We start from the raw sequence: 18,233 nt of genomic DNA, 5'->3' as shown, positions 1-18,233 counted from the left end.
ACCTTTCCTCAGAGACGCTCGCGCCAGATGGCAATGGCCTTGGCGACGCCGGCGATGATCGCCTGCGGCCGGGGCGGACAGCCGGGCACGTTGACGTCGATCGGAATGTACTGGTCGATCGGCGCCAGCACGGCGTAGCTTTCGCGGAAGATGCCGCCGGAGATCGGGCAGACGCCGACCGCCACCGTCACCTTCGGATCGGGGATCTCTTCGTACATGCGCAGCACCGCATCCTTGACGCGGACGGTGAGCGGACCGGAGATCAGCACGATGTCGGCGTGCTTGGGGCTGCCGCAGTACTGGCAGCCGAGACGCTCGATGTCGTAGCGGGGGATCAGCGCGGTGGTCGCCATCTCCACGTCGCAGCCGTTGCAGGAGCCGGCGTTGATCCGGTAGATCCAGGGCGAGCGCGTGGCGATCTTCTTGAAATCGGGTATCAGGCCCATCTAGCCCTCCTCAGACCACGACGACGACCGCAAGGCTCGCCACGGCGAGCAGCAGGGGCCACTTCAGGAAAAACACAAAGGCCTGGTCGATGCGCATGCGGCCCATGGACAGGCGGACCGCGGTGATGCCGACCAGCATCAGCACCGCCATCTTGATCAGCCACACCAGGAAGCCGCCGACGATGCCCGCGGGGGCCGCCGGGAAGAACAGGGCGATGCCGAGGCTCAGCACGACCACCTTCTTCAGCGCCGACATGATCTTGAACAGCGCCAGCACCGGGCCGGAGTATTCAAGCAGCGGGCCTTCCAGCACTTCGGTCTCGGCCTCCGGAATGTCGAAGGGAACGATGCCGAGATTGGCCGGGTAGAAGAAGCAGAAGGCGGCGACCGCCGGCCACATCACCGGGTCGAACAGGAAGGAGCCGTGGGTCTGCTGATAGGCGATGATGTCGTTCAGCGAGAAGGTGGCCCAGCCGCCCATGCCCATGCCGGTACGGATGGCGACGGCGGCGGCGATCAGCACCAGCGGGCCTTCGTAGGCGATCATCAGGGCCATCTCGCGGGAGAAGCCGATGGCGCCGTAGGGCGAGCCGGAAGCCGAGCCGGCGATCATCAGCACGATGCCGGGGATCATCAGCAGGTAGAGCAGCACCAGAAGGTTGCCGATGGCGGCGTCCGGCGCATAGACCGAGGCGATCGGCACCAGAGCGGCGGCGATCAGCATGGACACGACGCCGACGAGCGGGGTGTAGAGGAACACCGTCTCATTGGCGGCGGCCGGCACCATGGTGCGCTTGAAGCCGAGCTTGATGATGTCGAAGAACGGCTGCAAGAGCGGCGGTCCGACACGGCTCTGGAGGCGGGCGGCGACGCGGCGGTCGACACCCTTCATGGCAAGGCCGAAAGCGAGGGCGAAGACTCCACCTGGGAAGAGGAGCACCGCCAGCAAGATTGCGATCTGGTTGGACATTTTGAGTCTCTCCTCTCCCGTCAGTGCTGTTCTTTGGCCTTGGCGGGCTTGGCCGCCAGGAGGCTGCGGATGGCAGCGGTCGGGGACTCGAACAGGTTGACGGCGCCGACACGGCCGCCGGCTTCCGGCAGGAAGTCAGTGGGCGTGGCGCCGGCGAAGTGCAGGCCGCTCTTCTGGATGCCGCGGTGAGCCAGGCGCATCCAGGGGATGAAGGCCGCCGCGACGATCAGCACCAGGAGGCTGAGGGCGAGCGGGCTCCAGCCACCGGCACCCGGCAGCGGGCCGAAGATCGAGGCGTCGATCGGGGTGAGCCCGAGTTCGGCCTGCATCTTGGCGATCGGCACCAGGGCAAGACCCGGGAAGAAGCCGAGCAGGACGCTGGCGCCCACCAGGATGCCCATCGGCACCAGCATGGACATCGGCGCTTCCTCGGCCTCGAGGGCCTTCGCCGTCGGCGCGCCCATGAAGGCGGCGTGGGCGAACTTCAGCACGGCGGCAAGGGTGAACAGCGACGACACCATGGCACCGGTGGCAAGCGCCCAATGGCCGCTCTCGAAGGCAGCGGAGAAGATCATCCACTTCGAGGAGAAGCCGTTGAGCGGCGGCACGCCAGCCAGCGACAGGCCAGCGAACAGGAAGAAGCCGAAGGTGATGGGCATCTTCCGGCCGAGGCCACCCAGTTCGTCGAGCTGGCTGGCATGGCTCTTCACCATGACGGCGCCGGCCACGAGGAACAGGGTGTCCTTCAGGAACATGTGGTTGACGAAGTGGAACAGGCCGCCGGCGACGCCGAGCGAAGTGCCGAGGCAGAGCGCCATCAGCACGTAACCGAGCTGGCTGACCGTGGAGTAGATCAGCAAGAGCTTGATGCCGTTCTGAACCACCGCCATGGCACCGGCGTAGACGACGGTGATGCCGGCGATGATGGCGATGACGTCCATCAGAGCCGGAACGCCGCCGATCTCGCCACCGAGGCGCAGGAACACCGCGCTGCCGCCGAACAGGCTGAACAGCTTCAGCACGCCCCACGGACCGGACTTCAGCAGAACGGCCGAGATGTAGCCGGAGACCGGCGTCGGGGCGGCGGCGGGATGCATCTGCACGTCGATGCGGACGGGCAGCATGGCAGCCTTCATGACGAGGCCGATGAACACCGGGACGATGCCGATGGCCAGCGTGGCAAGCGGCATGTCGAGCGCCTTCTGGCCGATCTCGACGAGATCGAAGGTGCCGGCATGGGCCGCGAGCACCGCGACGCCGAGGAACATGAAGGAGGCGCCGACGGTGTTGAAGAAGAAGTACTTGAAGCCCTCCTTCCGCGCGACGTCGGATTCCTCATGGATGATGGCCGCCCAGAGCGCCCAGCTCGACATCAACTCCCAGAAACCGAAGAAGGTGAAGATGTCTTTCGCCGCCGTCATGCCCAGGAGGCCGGCGATCATGATGCCGAAGGCAGCAAAGAAGCGCGGCTGGGCGTGGTTGTGGGCGAGATAGGCGGTGGCGTGCAGCATGTTGAGCGCGCCGACGCCGGCGATCAGCACCGCGAACCAGAAGGACAACGTGTCGTAGGCCGGGGCGGTGAAGATTACCGCCAGGAAGGCTGCGACAAGCACCGCCACGGCAAGCCATCCGGCCTGCTGTACCGACTTGCGGCCAACCAGCCAGACCGCCACGGCGCCGAGGAAGGCGATGGTGGCAGGCAGCGTCCAGGTCATGACGAGGCTCGGCAGCGCCGCCGCGGCGAGACCGCTGCGGGCAGCCACCTCAGCGCCGACGGCACCGACGAGGTCGAGCTGGAACGAGGGCACGAAGCCGCCGAAGATGATCGCGGCGGCGAGAACGCCGACGGCGATCAGCATCGGAAGCGGTGCTTCCTTGACGCCGGCTTCGCCCTTCCAGGGACGGAAGAACAGCATGCCGACGACGCGGAGATAGTAGACCACGGCGATGATGCCGCCGACCAGCAGGCCGATGGCCACCTCGTAGTGGCCGGCTTCAGCCGCCGCGTAGACCATCAGGAACTTCGAGACGAAGCCCGAGAAGGGCGGCAGGCCCATGATCGACACGGTGGCGAGCGCGTAGCAGCCGGCCGTGAAGGGCATGACGCGGCCGACACCGGCGAGGTCGGCGATGTTGCGCCGGCCGGTCTGCATGATGAAGGCGCCGGCTGCGAAGAACAGCAGGGTCTTCATGACCGCGTGGTTGGTGACGTGCAGCAGGCTGGCGTCGGTGGCGAGCGCCGTGCCGATGCCGAGAACCGCGACGATCTCGCCAACCTGGGCAAGCGTCGAGAAGGCCAGCATCCGCTTGATCTCGGTTTCGAGAAGAGCGCGGATTTCGCCGTAGAGCAGGGTGATCAGGCCGAGACCGATCAGCACCACTTCGAGGCTGAGGCCCCAACCGGTGAAGGTGGAGAGCGCCGGCACGCCGATGACGATGAACAGCACCTTGACGAGGCCGAACACGCCGGCCTTGGTCAGAATACCGGACAGCGGACCGGAGATGGACGACGGCGCGGCCGGATGGGCGATCGGCAGCCAGCTATGGACCGGCCACACGCCCGCCTTCACCGCGAAACCGGCGAAGAAGCACAGCGCGATGACGAGGCCGGACAGCGGCGAGATCATGCCCACCTTCTCGGCCAGGGTGGCGAATTCGAACGAGCCGATCTCGGCATGCGTCAGCAGGATGCCGAAGTGCATCAGATAGGCGCCGGAGGCGCACATCATGAAATAGATGAGGCCGGCGCGGAGCGACTTCTGGTTCTGCTCGTGAATGACCAGGAAGTAGGAGGTCCAGGTCATCAGCTCCCAGTAGACGTAGAAGTTGCCCATCTCGTGCGCGGTGGTGAGGCCGAGCAGCGAGCCGATCATCAGGAAGGCGAAGAAGTAGTAGCGGTTGGTCCACTCGGCACGGGCCATGTAGCCGATCGAGTAGACGATCATCACGGCGGTGATGCCGGCGAAGACCAGCGCGAAAACGCGGGACGCCGGATCGAGGCTCGTGTCGAACACCACGAGGGCCAGCGTCGCGACGGCGAGGACCACGGCGCCGATATCGCGGGCGCGGGTCGAGACGTGGCCGAGGCCGTAAACGGCGAAGGCGCCGATGTAGGGCACGAGAACCAGCAGCGCCCAGGGCGACTCGAACTCGGGAACGCCACCCACGGCGCCGGCCAGAGCTTCGGCCGCATGCTGGAAGGGCAGCGGGAACACCGAGATCAGCGCGGTGACGGCGGCGAGAGCCCAGGCGATCGGCAAGGCAAGAGCCGGGGCGCTGTTGAGCTCGACGCGGCGCGCCGGATGCTCGAGGCAGACGCGCTGGATCACCACCAGATAGTAGTAGGCGGCGACGATCGAGGCGGCGGTGCCGATGAGCGCGATGGCCCAGTGACCCTGCTCGATGGCGGCATAGAGCACCAGGAACTTGGAGAAGGATCCCTTGAACGGCGACAGCCCCATCACGGAGAACAGGCCGAAGCCGAACAACGTGGCTGCCACCGGCATGCGGTGACCCGAGCCTGCGAGATCGTCGAGGCGCGAAGAGCCGGTGCGGCGGATGATGTACCAGCCGGCGGCGATCACGAGGCCACGCATGATGACCTGATAGCCAAAGTGCATGTAGGCACCGGTCAGGCCGGCTTCGCCGCCGAGACCGACACCGATCAGAATGTAGCCAATCTCGGCGACGGTCGACCAAATGACGACGCGTACCAGACTCGGCAGGCTCATGAGAGCGGCGACTTCACCGAAGAACAGGAAGATCGCGCCCATCCAGGCCAGCGCCATCGGGTCGATCTGAGTGAGGGAGAGCATGAGAGGAGATCCTTCCGCAGGCATGCATCTTGGCTGTCATGGATGACGTTAATCACAGCATCCACTAGGGTATGTCGGCTAGCCGACATATACGCATTCCCACGACGCCAATGCTTTGTCGCTGGAAGTAAAAATGATATTTACATTCATATTATTGTCGGGATATAAACGATAATAAAATCAGTTGTTTGTTTCGTTATCTGCCGTTCGGGCCCGTCTCGAATCGCGCGCTTCAAAAGGATTTAAGTGGCGATTTGAAGGCGCTTTCTAAGTAGTATGTCCGATACAGCTTTGTGCATTCCCGCCATGCAGAATCCAAGGGATTCCCCTTTGTTGCGAGCGGTTTGCAATAAAAGGCCGGAAAATTCGTCATTTCACGCACAAGTATTCCCACCGAGGCATCGATTGGGATAGATGAACCGACAGACTAGAGAGGACGTGTCGATGCATGAAACCGCGGTCGTCGAAGGGCTAATGCGCATCCTGACCGATCACGCCAAGCAAAATGGCGTCGATCGGGTGGTGGCCGTTCGACTGAAGATCGGCAAGCTGCGCGGCATCGACAGCCGGCAGATCCGGCTGGCTTTCGAGATCTTCGCGGAAGGCACCCTGGCGGAGGGCGCGCGGCTCGACATCGATGAGGTCGGCGTGACGGCGAAGTGCCGCACCTGCGGCACCGTGTTCGCGGTGGAGAAGTACCAGTTCGTCTGCTCGGGCTGCGGCGGTTCGGACGCCGATGTGCTGACCGGGCGCGAACTCTATATCGAGAGCTTCGAGGCCGCGAAGGGTTGACGGGTGGTGTTGCACTTGTCCGCAAGGTCGATCTTCACTATATTGCTAGCATGAATAGCAAGCACAAGAGGACTCTGGTCTCGGTTTTCGCCGAACCCGTCTCGGGCACGATCGCTTGGGCCGATATTGAGGGGCTTCTTGTTGCGGTGGGCTGTCGTGTGATCGAGGGTGCCGGCTCACGGGTCAGGTTCGAAAGGGATGGCGTCATCGCCAGCTTTCATCGGCCTCACCCGGAGAAGGAGGCCAAGAGATACCAAGTGCGGGATGCCCGCGAGTTTCTGTCGAAGCTGGGAGTCGAGCCATGAGCGGCATGACCTACAAGGGCTATCATGCCCGTGTCGAATTCGACGCTGCCGATGAGATCTTCGTGGGTCGCGTTGCGGGACTCAGCGATGTCGTCGGGTTCCACGCGGAAACGGTTGAAGACCTCAAGGCAGCGTTCCGAGACGCGGTCGACGACTATCTCGAAACCTGTCGGACGATCGGTAAGGCGCCGCAGAAACCTTATTCCGGTCGGGTGATGTTCCGCATCTCTCCGGAAGTTCATGCCAAGGCGGCCACCGCCGCCGAGCTCTCGGGCAAGAGCCTCAACGAGTGGGCGGAAGCCGCTCTTGCGGAGGCGGCGGCAAAGCTGGTCGCGTGACCGAAACGGAGACTCGCTCAGGAGCGCCCCATCGCCTGCCGCCGCTCGGCAAGGCGATCGACGATCCATTGCGTCCAGGCATCGAGGCCGGCGCCCTTCTTGGCGGAGACTTCCAACACCGGGCCGGGGCCATGGACACGGCCGATGGCGGCGCGGGCGCGCTCCGTCGAGAACTCCTCGATGGCCGGCAGCAGGTCGGTCTTGGTGAGTAGCACCAGGTCGGCCTTGCGGAAGATCACCGGATACTTGTCGGGCTTGTCGTCGCCCTCGGTCACCGAAAGCAGCACGACGTCGTGGTGCTGGCCGACGTCGAAGTCGGCGGGGCAGACGAGGTTGCCGACGTTCTCGACGAACAGCACGTCGATGTCGTCGAGGTCGAGGACGTGCAAGGCGTCGTGGATCATCACCGCGTCGAGATGACAGGTGACGCCGGTGGTGATCTGCACCGCCGGCACGCCGTGGCGGCGGATGCGGTCGGCGTCGTTTTCGGTTTCGAGGTCGCCTTCGACGACGGCGACGCGGATGCCCTTCGGCAGCGCGGCGATCGTCGCTTCGAGAAGCTGCGTCTTGCCCGAGCCGGGCGACGACATCAGGTTGATCGACAGCACGCCGTGGGCATTGAGGTGCTCGCGGATGTGAGCGGCGATCCGGTCGTTCTCCGACAGAAGATTCTCGACGACGGGAATGGTGGTGGTGGCGGCCTTGCTGCCGCAGCCGCAATCGCTGCACATGGTCGGAAACTCCTGAAATAGGGTCGTTAGAGCGGCGGACGCCCGGACATATCCGTGCTGCCACTCTAACCTTTTATTCAAGCACCAGATTTTCCCGAAAAGCGGCCCTACTTTTCGGTCCGATGCTCTAGAGTTTTTCCGGTGAACTCTGGTTCTCCGGAAAAACTCTATTTCTTTGTCAAGACGCCGTTCCGGACGCAAAACCGGTACCCACTTTTGCTGGAACGGCTCTAGCGGACGTCGGCGAGCTCACGGCGCAGGCGGCTGAGATCAGAGATCACCATCGAGCCGCCGCCGAAGCGGTAGAGGATGCCCGAGCGGACCAGCTCGGCGATGACGGTTGAGACCGACTGCCGCGTGGCGCCGATCTGCATGGCAAAATCCTCGGCGTTGGGCAGGTGGTCGATGACGATGCCTTCCTCGGCTGGCCGGCCGATCCGGTCGGCGGTGTCGCACAACACGCGGATGAGACGGTGCTTGACGCCGTGAAAGGCGATGTCCTCGATCATGCGGATCGACTTTTGCGCCAGACGATCGAGGGCGGGCAGCACGGCCAGTGCCAGCTCCGGCTCGGCGAGTGCGAGCTGGCGGAAGACGGCCGGAGAGGCGAGAAGGACGTTGGCGGCGTTGCGCACTTCCAGCATGGCGCCACCACGCAGATAGATGGCATCGCCCGCTTCCAGCATATAGAGCGTCAGCTCCTTGCCCTCGAAGGACGTGAAGCAGCGCAGCCGGCCGGAGCGGACGATCAGGAGATCGCCGTCGGTGCTCTCGTCGCCGCCATAGACGATCTGCCCGGCGCGCAACGACCGCTGGCCGAACAGACGGCCGTGGCCATCCTTCAGGAGTCGTTCGACGATTGCGCTGAGTGGATTGTCGGTCTGCATCTGGGTCCCAGTGGCCGGCCTGAAAGCGCTTCAGGTCGGTATTGCCTGCGAGAAGCTAGGTTCTTCCTATCGCCGAGAATAGGCCAAAGCGAGTCAACTTTTCAAGTTTGACTATATCCTTCAAGACGTTGGTTTTTTATGGTCTGGGTTGCCCTATTTGCATGGTAAGTGTTTCAACGCCTTTATAAGTTCGTTTGGCTTATACTTTGGTCGCTGGCGTCGGCCAGACCGCACCGCGCAGCGTGAACAGAATGTATCCCAGGAAGGCTGCCGCCCAACTCCAGCGGGCAAGCGGGATCAGCGTGTCGTAAAGCTCGACGTCGATGGCGGCACCGACGCGGGCGATGGCGGCGCCGGCAATCGCCACGTAAATGAGATCGGCAAGCAGCGAGGGCATCAGCGATCGCTTGTCCTTCTTGCGGACGATGGAGGTGGCAATGCCGATCGCCAGCGTCGCAAGGCCGCCCACGGCGAAGGCGTGGATGACGGCGAAAGGCGAGATGTTGGCGATGCCGAGGTCCATCAGCGCCAGCATGAGAAAGGCCAGCCGTTTCCAGACGAGGCCGACCGCCAGGATGACGCATCCGGCGTAAGGCTTGATGCGCCAGGGCTCGATATGAATGAGCCAGGCCATGCCGAACAGGAAGGCGGCCAGCGCCGGCCAGCCGGCGTTCCAGCCAAGTCCCCACAAAGCGAGCGCCAGGATGGTGAAGGCGCGTTGCGGCACGGCGATGATGGCCGGGACGGGCTTGAGCTTGGGGTAGCCCGCCCGCTCGCGCGCCACCGCCAGCACGGCGATGCCGATGCGGTTCGACACCTCGATGCAGATCAGCACGATGATCGCGAGGCCGGCCATGGTGGCCTCGGGCCATCCATACAGGAAGGCGGGGATGGCGATGAGGCCATGCAGGGCGGCAAGGCCGAGGATCGGCAGCGTTTCGGCCGTCTTGCCGGCTGGCGTCACCGACAGCAGGAGAATGACGCCGCACAGCGTCACCAACGCCCGCAGCAAGCCGGCCGGTTCCGGGTCGACGCAGCCCCAGAGGAACGTTGCCGCATGGGCGACGAGAACGGCCCAGAGCATGGGAGCCGGCGTGATCGGCCGGCCGATCCAGCGTGGCAGTGCCACGGTCAGGAAGCCGAACAGCTGGATGCCGAAGAAGCCGAAGATCAGTTCGTTCGGGTGGGTGGCAATGTCGCCGATCCCAGGAGCTATATCTGGGCCGATGGCCCTGAGCGCCGTCAGCGCCGCCAGGACGAAGGCGACGCGGAACGGATCCGGCCTCGTCATGCCATCTCCACGCGGGCACTCCCAGGCTGGCCACGCGTGAAACCGTCGACGAGTTCGCCTGGAAGGTTCAGCCCCTTCAGCGCGGCGAGCGTTTCAGCCCGGCTGGCGCGGCCGTCGAGCAGCGCACGGTAGAGACGGCTGACCGCCACCATGTCGACGGTGTGAGGGGAGAGCCGCAGGCGGCGGACGCCGAGCTTGCCGAGTTCGTCCGGCGTCGGGCAGAAGGCCTCGACGCCGTTCGACAGCGTCTGAATGCCGTTGATGGCGAGAAACTGCTGGCCATCCAGCGTGTCGACCGGCAGGCCGTCCGGATCGCGATCGCAGACGAACTGGCAGCCGTCCTTGTGCAGTCCGTGCAGGCGGGCATGGTAGCAGCGGCCGGACAGGGCGAGCGGCAGGCGGCCGAAGGCGAAGAGCTCGAACTCCACCTCGGGCAGTGCGCCGGCAATGATGGAGACCGAAGCGATCGGCAATTCCACCGGCAGGCAGATGCCGGTGGCGCCGCGACCGGCCAGGAAGCGGGCGGCGCCCTCGTTGTAGACGTTGACGAAGGGGCCGACGATGAAGGGCTTGCCGGCGACGCTCGGCAGAGCCGTGAGATCGTTGATCTCGACGATCTCACCCACCTCACAGAAGTCGGTGACGGCTTTGCGTTCGCGCGGGTTATAGGGCAGGGCGAGCGTCGAGAGGACGACTTGCTTGCCTGCCGCCTGCAGGCGCTCGATCAATTCCGGCCAGAGACCGTCGGTGAAAGGCTGACGCTTGCCGCAGATCACTTCGCCGAGGTGGACGCGGTCGACCTCCGCCTCATCGGCGATGCGGGCGTAGAAATCGCGAAGCCGGTCGGGGGACCAGTTGAAGAGAACGGGGCCGAGGGTGAGGCCGGTCTTGGTCATCTTAGTCGACTTCTCTGTTCCGGGTATCAGCGCCATGTCTTCTTGTAGGCGCCCGAGGTCTGCCGGCCGCCTTCGACGAGGCCGGCGAGCAGACGCCCGACCTCGACCTCGGTGCCGCCGGCATCGATCGCATCGACGGCGGCTCGGAAGGTGCGCACCACTTCCGTGACGTAGCCCTTGCCGCGTTGGCGCCCCTCGATCTTCAGCGCCGTGATGCCGGCCTTGGCGAACGCGGCGATCAGGCTGGCTGCGTTGAGACTGACCGGATCCTCGAAGAGATAGGATGTCTTGCCGCCGGCTATGAAGCGTCCCTTGCAAAGCGTCGGGTAGCCCGCCTGCTCGCCGGCGCCGAAGCGGTCGATGGTGAAGCCGTTGAGGCGCGTTGCCGTGCCGTTCTTATCCTCGGAGTAGGCGACGTGCTCCGGCGGCGAACAGACGCCGGTGAGGTTGGGCGACTTGCCGGTGGCATAGGACGACAGCGAACAGCGCCCCTCGGTCATCGGGCAGAGGCCACCGAACACGAAGGCTTCGGTCTCCACGTTGATCGCCGCGTTGAGCTTGGCGATTTCCTCGACGGAGAGGACGCGCGGCATGACGACGCGCTTGACGCCGAAGGTGTCGGCATAGAAAGCGATCGCTTCCGGCGTCGCCGCGGCGGCCTGGACGGAGAGGTGCAGGCGCAGGTTGGGATGGTGCGTCGCGGCGTGATCGAGCACGGCGAGGTCGGCCAGAATCACCGCGTCAGCGCCGGCTTTCTCGGCATTGGCAAGCGCCGCCTTCCAGGCGTCCATGGAGCCGGCCTTGGCGAAGGTGTTGATGGCCACCAGCACCTTGGCGCCATGCGCGTGGGCGAAGCGGACGCCCTCGATCATCTCGTCGGGCGAGAAATTGAGGCCGGGGAAATTGCGGGCGTTGGTCTCGTCGCGGAAGCCGCAATAGACCGAATGGGCGCCAGCCTCGACGGCGGCGCGCAGTGCCGACGGCGTGCCGGCGGGGCAGACCAGTTCGAGACTCATGACGGCTCTCCAGGAATCGGCGAGCCGGTGAAGCGGCGGGCAAGGCCGAGGCCACCGATCACCGAGCGGTCGACCAGCTTGCCAAGGCCGCCGGTGGCGCCGACGAAATCGGCCGGCGTCAGCTCGGCGTCCTCGATGGCGTTGCGCAGCGCGACGAGGGCGTCGGTGCGTCCGGAGACCGAGATTGCACGGTTAAAGAACATGGCGTCGCCGTCGAGGGTGCCGTCGAGCAGGCCGAGCAGAACGAGGAGGGGCGCCCGCACCGTCACGTCCGCCGGTTGGGTGGCCCGGCGGCGCATGCATTTCACTTCGGCGCGCACGCCGTCCGGAACCATCAGGAAGCTGAAATCGAGGTCGGACGGTTCGATCAGGAACGAGCATTTGCCGTAGTCGCCCAGCCGGTCGAAGACCGCCGGCTTGCGGCGTGCGAATCGGCGAACGGCCAGCGTCAGCGCTGGCCCCAGCGGCAGAAAACCGGCCGGCATCGCCAGAATGCGGAGAAGTCTGGGCAGTTCGCCCCGGAAATGTTCGGCCATCACGTTATCCATTTCGAAGACGGTCAGCTTAGGACAGACCGCTGCTCATGTTTTTGTCATAGCTCAAAGACGCACCGGTTTTTCCTGTGGCAATCTGCCCGATTGGCAAAAGGGTGTTATGTGTCGGCTCTGCCCGGTGCCAGTGGGGAACGACCGAAGGCCCCCGGGCAATGCGAACGAAAGGTCGGGAAAATCGAATGTTCAGCCGCAGCCTGCCGCGCTTTCCCGATCTCACGAGCTTTCTCGATTTCCTGGACAAGCAGGGCGATGTCCGCGATGTGGCGGCGCCGGTCGACATGCGGCTGGAGGTCACGGAAATTCATCGGCGGGTGATCGAGGCAGGCGGACCGGTTCTCCGGTTTTCCGCGCCCACCGTTGGCGGCAAACCGTCGGCGATGCCGGTCGTCGCCAATCTGTTCGGCACCCGCGCCCGCGTCGCGGCCGGTCTCGGCACCGATGAGGCCGGTCTTGCCCGGCTCGGCCGGATGATGGCCTTCCTGCGTTCGCCGAAGCCGCCTCGCTCGCTGGGCGAGACGGCCAGTCTGTGGCCGGTCGCGCGCGCGGCGCTCAACGCCCGGCCGAAGATCGTTGGCGATCGCGGCCGCTGGCGCGACCTTCCGGTCGATCTCTCGGCGCTCCCCATCCAGACCTGCTGGCCCGGGGATGCCGGCCCGCTCATCACCTGGCCGCTGGTGGTCACGCGCGCGCCTGGCGCCGACGATCTCGGCAGCTACAATCTTGGCGCCTACCGCATGCAGGTGCTCGATAAGACGAGCGCGATCATGCGCTGGCTGCCGATGCGCGGCGGTGCGCAGCATCATCGGCAATGGTTGAAGGCCGGCGAGAGCATGCCGGTGGCCGTGGTCATTGGCGCCGACCCTGCCACCATTCTCGCCACCGTCATGCCGGCGCCGGAAGGGGTGACGGAACTGTCGCTCGCCGGCCTCATTGCCGGGGCGCGTCTTGCCGTGACGCCTTGCCGCACCATTCCACTGCATGTGCCGGCTTCGGCCGAAATCGTCCTCGAAGGTACGATCACCGCCGGCGACACGGCGATGGAAGGGCCGTTCGGTGATCATACCGGCTACTACAATCCGCCGGAGCGGCATGTGGTCTTCCGTCTCACCGCGATGCGCATGCGCGAGGGCGCGCCCTATCTCACCACCTTCACCGGGCGGGCGCCGGACGAACCGGCAGTGATGGGCGATGCGCTGGCCGACGTGTTCAAACCTCTGCTGATGGAGGCGATACCGGAAATCCGCGACCTCTGGCTGCCGCCGGAGACCTGTTCCTACCGCGTCGCCGTCATCGCCATTGACAAGCGCTTTGCCGGTCAGGCGCGACGGGTGATGATGGGCTTCTGGTCGTTGTTGCCGCAGTTCACCATGACCAAGATGGTGATCGTCGTCGACGACGACATCGACGTGCGCTCATGGTCCGACGTGATGTGGGCGGTGGCAACGCGCGCCGATCCGGCCCGCGACACGCTGGTGCTCAACCGCACGCCCATGGACCATCTCGATTTCGCCTCGCCGCTCGAAGGGCTCGGTGGCAAGATCGGCATCGACGCCACCAACAAGATCGGCGCCGAGACCAGCCGTGAGTGGGGACGGGTGATGACGATGGACGAGGCGGTGAAGACTTCGGTCGACGCCCGTTGGGTAGAGCTGTTCGGAGCGGCGCCATGAAGATCGTCGTCGGTATCAGCGGCGCTTCCGGTGCGACGCTTGGTCGCGAGGTGCTACGCCAGCTCAGTGCGGCCGGCGCCGAGACGCATCTGGTCGTTACCCCCGGCGGCGAGCGGACCATCACCCACGAGCTCGGGCCGGCGGGTATCGACGAAGTGCGCCGGCTTGCCGCCGTCGTGCACGACATCGGCAACCTCGGCGCTTCGATCGCCTCCGGCTCGTTCGGCGCCGAGGCCATGGCTGTCGTTCCCTGCTCTATGCGGACGCTTTCGGCGCTCGCCCATGGCTTCGGCGACAACCTCTTGACGCGGGCCGGCGACGTGATGCTGAAGGAACGGCGTCGGCTGGTGGTTCTGCCGCGCGAGGCGCCGCTAACCGAGGCGCATCTCAATTCGATGCTGATGCTGACCCGCATGGGCGCCGTTGTGGCACCGCCGGTGCCGCCTTTTTACAGCAAGCCGGAGACCATCGACGACATGGTCCGCGAAATGGCGGCGCGCGTTCTTTCCTGGCTGGGTGTCGATCCTGGCGCCGCTTTGACGCGATGGCAGGGTATGTGAGCCCTTGTCAGGTCGCATTTCTACGGGTATAGCCCTTTCTATGACCACGACGCACGACATCTCGCGCCATATCTCCGCCGAGGGCACCGCCCCCGGGGACCGCGCACGGATGCTCGGCTCGCTTCTTCGTCTCGGCCTTATCAGCGGTTGCCGGGTCCAGTGAGGGAGCGCCCGGCGGCCGATAGCCCGCCGCTGGCCATGAGCTCTCTCGTTCTCAACCCAACGTGTGACCAATTGTGCCTGATGCCGTGTTCTGACGTCGATGAGCGACGCGACCGGCCCATGGTGCCAGCCAGAGACGAGTGACGCCATCATGACCGATACATTTCAGAACGGGACGAGCCGCGACAGGGTGGGCATGCCCATCGCTTCCACCAAGTATCGCCCCTTCACGCCCATCAACCTCAGCGATCGCACCTGGCCGGGCAAGGTGATCGACAAGGCGCCGATCTGGTGCTCGGTCGACCTGCGCGACGGCAATCAGGCGCTGGTCGACCCCATGGGTCACGACCGCAAGGCCCACATGTTCCGCCTGCTGCTGGAGATGGGCTTCAAGGAAATCGAGATCGGCTTTCCCTCGGCCTCGCAGACCGACTTCGACTTTGCCCGCTGGTGCGTGGAGGAGGGCGGCGCGCCCGACGACGTGTCTCTGCAGGTGCTGGTGCAATGCCGGCCGGAGCTGATCGTCCGCACCTTCGAGGCGCTGCAGGGCGCCAAGCAGCCGATCGTCCATTTCTACAACTCGACCAGCAGCCTGCAGCGCCGCGTGGTGTTCGGCAAGGACGTCTCGGGCATCAAGCAGATCGCCGTTGACGGCGCCAAGCTGATCGCCGACATGGCGGCCAAGGCCGGCGGCGGCTTCCGCTTCGAGTATTCGCCGGAAAGCTTCACCGGCACCGAGCTGGAAGTGGCTCTGGAAATCTCCAACGCCGTGATCGAGATCATCGATCCGACGCCCGACAACAAGCTGATCCTCAACCTGCCGTCCACCGTCGAGATGGCGACGCCCAACGTCTATGCCGACCAGATCGAGTGGATGAGCCGCAACATCGACCGGCGCGACTCCGTGCTGATCTCGCTGCATCCGCACAACGATCGCGGCACCGGCGTCGCCGCTGCCGAACTGGCGCTGATGGCCGGTGCCGATCGCGTCGAGGGCACCCTGTTCGGCAACGGCGAGCGCACCGGCAACGTCGACGTCGTCACCATGGCGCTCAACATGTTCACGCAAGGGATCGATCCCGGCCTCGACTGCTCGCACATCGAGCACATCCGCGACGTGTTCGAGTATTCCAACCAGATGAAGGTGCCCGAGCGCCATCCTTATGTCGGCGAACTCGTCTACACCGCCTTCTCCGGTTCGCACCAGGATGCCATCAACAAGGGCCTCAAGGCCATGAAGGCGTCGAACACCGGCGTCTGGGAGGTGCCCTATCTGCCGATCGATCCGCAGGACGTTGGCCGCTCCTACGAGGCGATCATTCGCATCAACTCGCAGTCGGGCAAGGGCGGCATCGCCTATCTCATGCAGAACGACCACGGCATCAACCTGCCGCGCGCCCTGCAGGTGGAGTTCCGCGAGGACATCCAGTCGATCACCGACCGCGAGGGCCGCGAGCTCAGTTCGCAGCGCATCTACGAGCGCTTCATGCAGCTCTACGTCGACCAGCCGGAAGGACGGCTCAGGTTCGTCGACCACCACACCTTCCCCGATCCGGACGTGAAGGGGCGGCGCATTTGTGTCGCCGAGATCGTCGACGGCGGCGTTTCGCGTAGCATCGAGGGGCACGGCAATGGTCCGATCGACGGTTTCGTGCATGCGCTGTCGGTCTATATCGGCATTCCCGTGTCGGTGGCCGACTACTCCGAGCACTCGCTCCAGCAGGGCTCCGATGCCTCGGCCATCGCCTATGTCGAGCTGAAGCACCCCGGCGGCAAGCTGCATGGCGTCGGCATCAACACCAACATCGTCACCGCGTCGCTGTCCGCCGTGGTGTCGGCGGTCAACCGGGTACTGGCACTCAACGCCGGCTGACCTGATCTTTCCGTGACGAGAAGAGCCCTCGATCCTGCGGTCGGGGGCTTTTTGCATCTGCCGGTGCCGCTTGACTTCGGCCGCGCGGGGCGTGCAAGCATGGCCCATGTCTTTGCCCGACGATCTTGCGAACTGCCTCGTGCTCAACACCGTTGCGGCGGCGCGCGCGCTGGTTCGGCGCTACGATGCCGAGCTGAAGCCGTTCGGTGTCACGGTGCAGCAATTCTCGCTGCTTGCCGCCATACGCTACAACCCCGGCGCCACGGTTGGGGTGTTGTCGTCCCGCATCCATCTCGATCGCACCAGCCTGATCCGCAACCTCGACCGGCTCGAAGCAAAGGGACTGGTGCGGCGGACGGACAACGGCGGCGGCAACACGCGGGTGAGCGAACTGACCGAGGAGGGGGAGGTTCTGCTCGACCGTTTGATCGTCGAATGGCAGGCGGCGCAGGCGGCTCTCAAGGGGAGCAGCTCACCGGAAGAGACCGAGACCTACCTCAAGATCAGCAAGCGGTTCTCGCGCTGACGATCACGCGACTTGTCTCATACTCCGATAGTGTATATGCACGGTGCTTCTACACATGGAGGCGGACATGCAAGAGCCGATCGTTGTGACGGGTATGGGTGCGGTGTCGCCGCTGGGCGCCGGTGTCGAGACCATCTGGAAGCGACTGATCGCCGGTGACAGCGGCATCCGGCGAAACGACCGGTTCGATACCGATGGCTGGAAGTGCCGCATTGCCGGTCTCGTTCCCGGACGTGACGAGCCAGGCGGCTTCGATCCGGAATCCGCCATGGACCCGCGGGAGCTGCGACGTACCGATCTGTTCATCCACTACGCCATGGCGGCAGCGTCCGAAGCGCTCGCCCAGGCGGGCTGGCATCCTGAAAGCGAAGCCGAGCGGATGCGTACGGCGACGGTGATTGCCACCGGCGTCGGTGGCGTGCCGGCGATCACCGCAGCCAGCGAGACCTTGCGGACGGACGGCGTTCGTCGGCTGTCGCCCTTCGTTGTCCCGTCCTTTCTGCCCAACCTTGCCTCTGGTCAGGTATCGATCCGCTTCGGCTTTCGTGGCCCCTCTGGCGCGCCGGTTACCGCCTGTGCGGCGTCGGCCCAGGCCATCGGCGACGCCATGCGCTTGATCCGGAACGGCGAGGCGGACATCGCGCTCTGCGGCGGGACCGAAGGCTGCGTCGATCCCGTGGCGATCGGCGGTTTCACGGCGGCCAAGGCGTTGTCTTTCAATTTCAACGACGAGCCGACCAGGGCGTCGCGGCCGTTCGATGCCGATCATGACGGCTTCGTTCTGTCCGAAGGCGCAGCGGCGCTGGTCATCGAGAAACTGTCGCATGCCGAGGCGCGCGGGGCGGTGCCTCTCGCCATCGTGTCGGGTTATGGCACGACGACCGACGCTCACCACGTTACCTCCGGTTGGCCGGACGGACGGGAAGCGGCGCGCGCCATGCGGCTGGCGTTGGGAATGGCCGGCCTTGAGCCGGGCGCCATCGGTTATGTCAACGCCCACGCCACCTCGACGCCGGTAGGCGATGCGGCGGAGCTTGCCGCTCTCACATCGGTGTTCGGTGTGGCTGGCGGTGGTGTGCCCGTGAGTTCCACCAAGTCGGCGACTGGTCACATGCTGGGCGCCGCCGGCGCCATCGAGGCGATCTTCTCGATCCTGGCGCTGCGCCACCAGACATTGCCCGCCGGCCTCAACATCGAGCGCCCGATGGCCGAGGCGGAGGGATTCGATCTGGTCGCCGGGGCAGCCCGGCCCGCCGCCATCGATCACGTGCTGTCCAACGCTTTCGGCTTCGGCGGCGTCAACGCGGCCCTGGTGTTTTCGCGGTTTGCTTGAAGCCCAATAAAAAACCGGGCGGCAGGTTGGCCCGCCGCCCGGTCTCGATTGTCTCGGAGCGCCCGATC

At 65.1% G+C, this 18,233-nt stretch carries 17 protein-coding genes; 8 read left to right on the top strand and 9 right to left on the bottom strand.

The window, feature by feature from the left end; genetic code table 11:
* Positions 1 to 8: 8 nt before the first annotated feature.
* From QQZ18_RS16305 to QQZ18_RS16295, 3 genes are read right to left on the bottom strand one after another with little or no spacing between them, the layout of a single operon-like run.
* The gene (locus tag QQZ18_RS16305; RefSeq protein ID WP_284542006.1) at positions 9 to 446 is read right to left on the bottom strand and encodes an NADH-quinone oxidoreductase subunit B family protein; all 438 of its coding nucleotides are present in this window, start codon (positions 444 to 446) and stop codon (positions 9 to 11) included.
* Between the two features lie 10 nt (positions 447 to 456).
* The gene (locus QQZ18_RS16300; protein WP_284542005.1) at positions 457 to 1,416 is read right to left on the bottom strand and encodes a respiratory chain complex I subunit 1 family protein; all 960 of its coding nucleotides are present in this window, start codon (positions 1,414 to 1,416) and stop codon (positions 457 to 459) included.
* A gap of 20 nt (positions 1,417 to 1,436) precedes the next feature.
* Positions 1,437 to 5,231, bottom strand: a complete 3,795-nt coding sequence (locus tag QQZ18_RS16295) for a proton-conducting transporter transmembrane domain-containing protein (RefSeq protein WP_284542004.1) — start codon at positions 5,229 to 5,231, stop codon at positions 1,437 to 1,439.
* A 444-nt stretch (positions 5,232 to 5,675) separates the two neighbouring features.
* Here QQZ18_RS16295 and hypA point away from each other — a divergent pair, with 444 nt between their 5' ends.
* From hypA to QQZ18_RS16280, 3 genes are read left to right on the top strand one after another with little or no spacing between them, the layout of a single operon-like run.
* On the top strand, positions 5,676 to 6,023 hold the full coding sequence (gene hypA, locus QQZ18_RS16290) for a hydrogenase maturation nickel metallochaperone HypA (protein ID WP_284542003.1): 348 nt from the start codon (positions 5,676 to 5,678) through the stop codon (positions 6,021 to 6,023).
* Positions 6,024 to 6,073: 50 nt separating this feature from the next.
* Positions 6,074 to 6,328, top strand: coding sequence for a type II toxin-antitoxin system HicA family toxin (locus QQZ18_RS16285; RefSeq protein ID WP_284542245.1), 255 nt, complete (start codon positions 6,074 to 6,076; stop codon positions 6,326 to 6,328).
* The gene (locus QQZ18_RS16280; protein ID WP_284542002.1) at positions 6,325 to 6,666 is read left to right on the top strand and encodes a type II toxin-antitoxin system HicB family antitoxin; all 342 of its coding nucleotides are present in this window, start codon (positions 6,325 to 6,327) and stop codon (positions 6,664 to 6,666) included. The genes QQZ18_RS16285 and QQZ18_RS16280 overlap by 4 nt, the downstream gene beginning before the upstream one ends.
* Before the next feature lie 17 nt (positions 6,667 to 6,683).
* Here the strand turns inward: QQZ18_RS16280 and hypB are convergent, their stop codons facing one another.
* The 6 genes from hypB to ubiT all read right to left on the bottom strand — a co-directional run bounded on the left by hypB (position 6,684) and on the right by ubiT (position 12,023).
* Positions 6,684 to 7,397 (bottom strand): hydrogenase nickel incorporation protein HypB, encoded by a 714-nt coding sequence (hypB, locus tag QQZ18_RS16275; protein WP_284542001.1) that lies wholly within the window; start codon positions 7,395 to 7,397, stop codon positions 6,684 to 6,686.
* A 230-nt stretch (positions 7,398 to 7,627) separates the two neighbouring features.
* Positions 7,628 to 8,284, bottom strand: a complete 657-nt coding sequence (locus tag QQZ18_RS16270; RefSeq protein ID WP_284542000.1) for a Crp/Fnr family transcriptional regulator — start codon at positions 8,282 to 8,284, stop codon at positions 7,628 to 7,630.
* Between the two features lie 199 nt (positions 8,285 to 8,483).
* The gene (locus tag QQZ18_RS16265; RefSeq protein WP_284541999.1) at positions 8,484 to 9,575 is read right to left on the bottom strand and encodes an NnrS family protein; all 1,092 of its coding nucleotides are present in this window, start codon (positions 9,573 to 9,575) and stop codon (positions 8,484 to 8,486) included.
* The gene (gene ubiV / locus QQZ18_RS16260) at positions 9,572 to 10,471 is read right to left on the bottom strand and encodes a ubiquinone anaerobic biosynthesis protein UbiV (RefSeq protein ID WP_284541998.1); all 900 of its coding nucleotides are present in this window, start codon (positions 10,469 to 10,471) and stop codon (positions 9,572 to 9,574) included. Before ubiV ends, QQZ18_RS16265 begins: the two co-directional genes overlap by 4 nt.
* Positions 10,472 to 10,497: 26 nt before the next feature.
* A complete protein-coding gene (gene ubiU, locus QQZ18_RS16255; protein WP_284541997.1) occupies positions 10,498 to 11,487 on the bottom strand; it encodes a ubiquinone anaerobic biosynthesis protein UbiU in 990 nt (329 codons plus the stop codon).
* Positions 11,484 to 12,023, bottom strand: a complete 540-nt coding sequence (gene ubiT, locus QQZ18_RS16250; protein WP_284541996.1) for a ubiquinone anaerobic biosynthesis accessory factor UbiT — start codon at positions 12,021 to 12,023, stop codon at positions 11,484 to 11,486. Before ubiT ends, ubiU begins: the two co-directional genes overlap by 4 nt.
* 197 nt (positions 12,024 to 12,220) lie before the next feature.
* On the opposite strand from ubiT, the gene QQZ18_RS16245 reads away from it, so the two are divergent.
* The 5 genes from QQZ18_RS16245 (at position 12,221) to fabF (ending at position 18,165) form a co-directional block, all read left to right on the top strand.
* Positions 12,221 to 13,711: a UbiD family decarboxylase gene (locus QQZ18_RS16245; protein WP_284541995.1), complete on the top strand. Its 1,491-nt coding sequence runs from the start codon at positions 12,221 to 12,223 to the stop codon at positions 13,709 to 13,711.
* Positions 13,708 to 14,271 (top strand): UbiX family flavin prenyltransferase, encoded by a 564-nt coding sequence (locus QQZ18_RS16240; protein WP_284541994.1) that lies wholly within the window; start codon positions 13,708 to 13,710, stop codon positions 14,269 to 14,271. Before QQZ18_RS16245 ends, QQZ18_RS16240 begins: the two co-directional genes overlap by 4 nt.
* 313 nt (positions 14,272 to 14,584) lie before the next feature.
* The gene (gene leuA / locus QQZ18_RS16235) at positions 14,585 to 16,306 is read left to right on the top strand and encodes a 2-isopropylmalate synthase (protein WP_284541993.1); all 1,722 of its coding nucleotides are present in this window, start codon (positions 14,585 to 14,587) and stop codon (positions 16,304 to 16,306) included.
* A gap of 106 nt (positions 16,307 to 16,412) precedes the next feature.
* On the top strand, positions 16,413 to 16,832 hold the full coding sequence (locus QQZ18_RS16230; RefSeq protein ID WP_284541991.1) for a MarR family winged helix-turn-helix transcriptional regulator: 420 nt from the start codon (positions 16,413 to 16,415) through the stop codon (positions 16,830 to 16,832).
* Between the two features lie 67 nt (positions 16,833 to 16,899).
* Positions 16,900 to 18,165 carry a beta-ketoacyl-ACP synthase II gene (gene fabF, locus QQZ18_RS16225; protein ID WP_284541990.1) on the top strand — a complete coding sequence of 422 codons (1,266 nt, stop codon included), beginning with the start codon at positions 16,900 to 16,902 and terminating at the stop codon, positions 18,163 to 18,165.
* The last annotated feature ends 68 nt before the right edge of the window (positions 18,166 to 18,233 follow it).

The organism is Pleomorphomonas sp. T1.2MG-36, from assembly GCF_950100655.1.
Classification (GTDB): domain Bacteria; phylum Pseudomonadota; class Alphaproteobacteria; order Rhizobiales; family Pleomorphomonadaceae; genus Pleomorphomonas.
The sequence above is the reverse complement of the archived record's forward strand: the minus strand, read 5'-3'. Positions and strand labels throughout refer to the sequence as shown.

Excerpts from the sequence above, each read along its gene's own strand:
- QQZ18_RS16305 (WP_284542006.1), bottom strand. The coding sequence starts at position 446 with ATGGGCCTGATACCCGATTTCAAGAAGATCGCCACGCGCTCGCCCTGG.
- QQZ18_RS16300 (WP_284542005.1), bottom strand. The coding sequence starts at position 1,416 with ATGTCCAACCAGATCGCAATCTTGCTGGCGGTGCTCCTCTTCCCAGGT.
- QQZ18_RS16295 (WP_284542004.1), bottom strand. The coding sequence starts at position 5,231 with ATGCTCTCCCTCACTCAGATCGACCCGATGGCGCTGGCCTGGATGGGC.
- hypA (WP_284542003.1), top strand. The coding sequence starts at position 5,676 with ATGCATGAAACCGCGGTCGTCGAAGGGCTAATGCGCATCCTGACCGAT.
- QQZ18_RS16285 (WP_284542245.1), top strand. The coding sequence starts at position 6,074 with ATGAATAGCAAGCACAAGAGGACTCTGGTCTCGGTTTTCGCCGAACCC.
- QQZ18_RS16280 (WP_284542002.1), top strand. The coding sequence starts at position 6,325 with ATGAGCGGCATGACCTACAAGGGCTATCATGCCCGTGTCGAATTCGAC.
- hypB (WP_284542001.1), bottom strand. The coding sequence starts at position 7,397 with ATGTGCAGCGATTGCGGCTGCGGCAGCAAGGCCGCCACCACCACCATT.
- QQZ18_RS16270 (WP_284542000.1), bottom strand. The coding sequence starts at position 8,284 with ATGCAGACCGACAATCCACTCAGCGCAATCGTCGAACGACTCCTGAAG.
- QQZ18_RS16265 (WP_284541999.1), bottom strand. The coding sequence starts at position 9,575 with ATGACGAGGCCGGATCCGTTCCGCGTCGCCTTCGTCCTGGCGGCGCTG.
- ubiV (WP_284541998.1), bottom strand. The coding sequence starts at position 10,471 with ATGACCAAGACCGGCCTCACCCTCGGCCCCGTTCTCTTCAACTGGTCC.
- ubiU (WP_284541997.1), bottom strand. The coding sequence starts at position 11,487 with ATGAGTCTCGAACTGGTCTGCCCCGCCGGCACGCCGTCGGCACTGCGC.
- ubiT (WP_284541996.1), bottom strand. The coding sequence starts at position 12,023 with ATGGCCGAACATTTCCGGGGCGAACTGCCCAGACTTCTCCGCATTCTG.
- QQZ18_RS16245 (WP_284541995.1), top strand. The coding sequence starts at position 12,221 with ATGTTCAGCCGCAGCCTGCCGCGCTTTCCCGATCTCACGAGCTTTCTC.
- QQZ18_RS16240 (WP_284541994.1), top strand. The coding sequence starts at position 13,708 with ATGAAGATCGTCGTCGGTATCAGCGGCGCTTCCGGTGCGACGCTTGGT.
- leuA (WP_284541993.1), top strand. The coding sequence starts at position 14,585 with ATGACCGATACATTTCAGAACGGGACGAGCCGCGACAGGGTGGGCATG.
- QQZ18_RS16230 (WP_284541991.1), top strand. The coding sequence starts at position 16,413 with ATGTCTTTGCCCGACGATCTTGCGAACTGCCTCGTGCTCAACACCGTT.
- fabF (WP_284541990.1), top strand. The coding sequence starts at position 16,900 with ATGCAAGAGCCGATCGTTGTGACGGGTATGGGTGCGGTGTCGCCGCTG.